Annotated in this window: 3 protein-coding genes; all 3 read left to right on the plus strand. The window is 62.2% G+C overall.

All coding sequences use genetic code 11. The features are described 5' to 3' along the window. Positions 1-458: 458 nt before the first annotated feature. Positions 459-2,153, plus strand: coding sequence for a Flp pilus assembly complex ATPase component TadA (gene tadA / locus GX108_03290; GenBank protein ID NLO56067.1), 1,695 nt, complete (start codon positions 459-461; stop codon positions 2,151-2,153). A 28-nt stretch (positions 2,154-2,181) separates the two neighbouring features. Continuing rightward, complete coding sequence (locus GX108_03295) at positions 2,182-3,264, plus strand: type IV pilus twitching motility protein PilT (GenBank protein ID NLO56068.1); 1,083 nt, start codon at positions 2,182-2,184, stop codon at positions 3,262-3,264. 95 nt (positions 3,265-3,359) lie between these two features. Continuing rightward, entirely contained in the window at positions 3,360-4,571 is a 1,212-nt protein-coding gene (locus GX108_03300) for a type II secretion system F family protein (GenBank protein NLO56069.1), read from the plus strand. Positions 4,572-4,652 lie beyond the last annotated feature (81 nt).

Here is a 4,652-nt window from a genome sequence, read left to right on the forward strand (position 1 = left end):
CCCCCTTGAAGACGACGGCCGCGGCCTCGACGATGCGGTCCTTCAGGGGGTCGAGCCCCGTCGTCTCCAGGTCCAGCGCCGCGAACTCCGTCTCCCAGGCTTTTCCGGTTGCACGAGAATCGGTCAAGCGGCCTCCCCCCTTCGCCGGGTGAATTTTACACCCCGGTCAAAGTATAGGGCAATAAGACATCGTAAGGGCCGTAAGTCGCAAATCGGTCTTCGCCGTCCCGAAACCTACTGCCTTACAGGGCTTATTTTAGAACCGACGAAAGAATATACGAGTCGCAAGAGCAAAGCGATTCGCCTGCGAATTTGACCTTTCGATTCACGATTCACGGTTGTTGTCTCCCTTTTACACTCTTAAGTTCTCCTTGTCCTTTCTTTTGTTGTATGATATAGAAAGTGCATGCAGAGAAGCCCGCCGATGCAGGCTGTGTCACTATTTCGAGGTGATATTCGTGCCGCAGGAAAAGTACGCCAACGGCCAATTGCAGTTCAGGCTGGGAGACCTCCTCGTCAGTTCGGGCCTCCTGTCGCAGGAAGCCCTGGAGAGGGTCCTCTCGGAGCAGAAGTACTCCAAGAAGAGGCTCGGCGAGATACTGGTCTCCAAGCAGCTGCTGACGGAGCGGCAACTGGCCGAGGTCCTCAGCAGGCAACTGAAGGTCCCCCTCATATCCCTCGCCCGCTACCGCCCCATGGGCGAGGCCCTGCGGATCGTCCCCGAGAGCGTCGCCCGCAGGCTGGAACTGGTGCCGCTGGCCATCCTCGACAACAACAGGCTCATGGTGGCCATGGCGGACCCGCTGAACGTGCTGGCCATCGACGAGTTGCGCCTCCTCACCGGGATGGAGGTGGAGGTGGGCATCGCCACGTCGACGGAGATATTCCGCGACCTGGACAAGTTCTACGAGGTGCAGTTGTCCCTGGACGACGCCATGGTCGAGGTGGTGGAGTCCGCCAGCCCCGCCGACCTGGACCGCGAGGGCAAGGGCTCCAGCGCCGACGACGCCCCGGTGGTCAAACTGGTCAACTCCATCATGGAGCAGGCCGTCCGGGAGGCGGCCTCCGATATCCATATCGAGCCCTTCGAGAAGGTCACCCGGGTCAGGTACAGGGTCGACGGCTCCCTTTTCGACGCCGTCGACTTCCCCAGGAAACTGCACCCCGCCGTCTCCTCCAGGATAAAGATCATGGCCAACATAGACATCTCCGAGAAAAGGCGCCCCCAGGACGGCAGGATCCTGATAAAGACCCTCAACAAGAACATCGACCTCCGCGTCTCGACGCTCCCCACCATCTTCGGTGAAAAGGTCGTCCTCCGTCTCCTGGACCAGTCCAACGCCATGGTGGGGCTGGAAAAACTCGGCCTCGAAACCGACGATAGGATCATCGTCGACGGCATAATGGCGGCCCCCTACGGAATACTCCTCGTCACGGGGCCCACGGGGAGCGGAAAGTCGACGACCCTTTACTCCATCCTGGAGAGGCTGAGCAAGCCCGAGGTCAACATCATCACCGTGGAGGACCCCGTGGAGTACACCATGACCGGCATAAACCAGATCCAGGTCAACGAGAAGGCGGGCCTAACCTTCGGCGAGGCGCTGAGGTCCATCCTCCGGCAGGACCCCGACAAGATAATGGTGGGGGAGATCCGCGACCTGGAGACGGCCCAGCTGGCCGTCCGGGCGGCCCTCACGGGTCACCTGGTGCTCTCCACGCTCCACACCAACGACGCTCCCAGCGCCTCCATCAGGCTCGTGGAGATGGGCATAGCGCCCTTTTTGGTCTCGTCGTCGCTGCTGGCCGTCATGGCCCAGCGGCTCGTCCGCAAACTTTGCGAGGAGTGCAAGCAGGAGTACACCATCCCCGACAGCACCGCCACCGACCTGGGGCTCCCCCGGGGGACCAGGGCCTTCAAACCCCTGGGGTGCGAGGCCTGCCGCGGGACGGGTTACCGGGGGCGTTCCGGCATCTACGAGATCATGAAGGTCGACGAGGAGATCGAAAACCTCGTGCTGGAAGGGGCGGCCGGCCACAGGATACAGCAGGAGGCCGTCAGCAAGGGCATGAGGACCCTCAGGGACTCGGGGCTGCGCAAAGTGGTGGACGGCGTCACCAGCCTGGAGGAGGTCCTCCAGGTGACCCTCAACTGAGCGAAGGAGACGGGGGGAGGCTCACAGCATGGCGATATCCCTGCAGCCGATACTGGCGGAAGCGATCCGCAAACAGGCCACCGACATACACCTGGGCACGGGGCTTTACCCCACGGTGAGGATCGACGGCGACCTCCTGTCGCTGACGACCTACGGCGTCCTCGAGGCCGAGGACGTCCGCTCCATGACGGGCGAAGTCCTCACCCGCAGGCAGATAGAGGACCTGGAGGAGAAACTGGAGATGGACTTCAGCTTCGCCTTCACGGCACCCACGGGGGAGACATCCCGCTTCAGGGGCAACTGCTTCTTCGAGCGGGGCAACCCGGGGATGGCCCTGCGGACCATACCCACCAGGATAAGGACCATAGCGGAACTGCAACTGCCCTCTCCCCTTAGCGATGTGACGAAAAAGCACCGGGGGCTCTTCCTGGTGACGGGCCCCACGGGGAGCGGCAAGAGCACCACCCTGGCCTCCCTCATCCAGGAGATAAACCAGACCAGGGCTTGCCACATAGTCACCATCGAGGACCCCATCGAGTACCTGCACACTTCCGGCATGGCCCTCATCCACCAGAGGGAGGTGGGGACCGACACCTGGAGCTTCGCCGAGGCGCTGAAGAGGGTCCTGAGGCAGGACCCCGACGTGATCCTCATCGGCGAGATGAGGGACCTGGAGACCATCTCGGCGGCGGTGACGGCCGCCGAGACGGGGCACCTGGTCTTCGCCACCCTTCACACCCAGGGCGCCGCCCAGACGGTGGACCGCATCATCGACGTTTTTCCCCCCCACCAGCAGCAGCAGATACGCCAGCAACTGAGCAACGTGCTCATCGGGGCCTGCACCCAGCAACTGATCCCCGTCCCCGGCGGGGGGAGGGTGGTGGCCACCGATCTCATGTTCGCCACGCCGGCCGTGAGGAACCTCATCCGCGAGGCCAAGGTCTCCCAGATGGTGAGCATCATGCAGACGGGCTCCTCCTTCGGCATGCACACCATGGACCAGGACCTGGCCCGCCGCGTCAGGGACGGGGTCATCCCCTTCGACACGGCCAGGGCCAGGGCCCACGATACGAAGGACCTGGAAAGGCTCGTCTTCGAGACGTCTTTTTAGCAAGATAACGAGGCATATTGACTTGGCGCCTTTATTTAAATAGAATTCATATATAATTGCGAGAGTGTTATCTTGATGATTCGGGGGTGCGCTTCGTGAGGTTCAAGTACAAGGCCCGCAACCCCAAGGGCGATACCGTCAGCGGCTTCATGAACGCCGACAGCCAGGCCCAGGCCGCCGCGATGATACGAAACCGCGGCCTGATACCCCTTTCCTTCGAGGCCGCTGCGGGGGCGGAAAAGCCCTCCCTCATGGACCGCCTCAGGATGATAAGCACCATCCCCCTGAAGGACAGGGCCGTCATGTTCCGGCAACTGGCCACGATGATCTCCTCGGGGATCAACCTGGGGAGCGCCCTGGAGATCCTGGGGGAGCAGACCAGGAACAAGCGGCTCGCCGCCTCCATCCGGGAGGTCAAGAAACTGGTCGACGGCGGCATGTCCTTCAGCGCCGCCATGCGCACCCAGAAGGCCTTCTCGGTGCTGATGGTCTCCATCGTCCGGGCCGGCGAGGAGGGGGGCGTGCTCGACTCGAGCCTGGAGAGGCTGGCCACCTTCCTGGAAAAGCAGCAGGAACTGCGGTCCAAGATCTACTCCGCCGTCAGTTACCCCGCCGTGGTGGTCACCTTCGCCCTGGGGGTGGTCTATATCCTCATCACCTTCATCGTCCCCCGCTTCGCCCAGGTCTTCGACTCCATGGGGATAGAACTGCCGGCGGTGACGAAGGTGACCTTCAAGTTCGCCGTCTGGATGAGCGAGAAGTGGTACGTCTTCCTGGCGGGGGTCTTCGCCGTCATCGTGCTCATAGTGCTTTTTAACAGGATGAAGGCCACCCGACCCTTCCTGGACAGGATAAAACTCAAACTCCCCGTCGTGGGCGACATCTTCTACAAGACCATCATGGCCAGGACGAACCGCACCCTCTCGGCCCTGGTCGAGGCGGGGGTGCCCATCCTGATGTCCCTGGAGATGACCTCCGAGGTGGCCAACAACTACGTCGTCGAGAAGGCCTACATCGACATGCGCGAGGCGGCCCGCCGGGGGCAGGCCCTGGGGGAGACGGTGGCCAGGACGAAGGTCTTCCCCATCATGGTGGCCCACATGATCACCATCGGGGAGCAGACGGGCCGCCTGGAGGAGATGCTGGGCAAGGTGGCCGACTGGTTCGAGCAGGAACTGGACGAAAAGATAAAGCGCCTGACGGCCGTCATAGAGCCCCTCTTGATAATCTTCGTCGGCGGCATCGTGGCGCTGGTGGCGTCGGCCATATTCCTGCCCATCGTGGGGGCGATCCAGGCCATGCTCTAGGCCTTTTTCGCGGCATTTTTCAAATACTTTCATACCTGGTCAAAGGGGGCGATCGGTGCTACAATCTCTTGGATTTGCAGG

Source organism: Thermovirga sp. (genome assembly GCA_012523215.1).
In the GTDB taxonomy this organism is placed as follows: Bacteria; Synergistota; Synergistia; order Synergistales; family Thermovirgaceae; genus 58-81.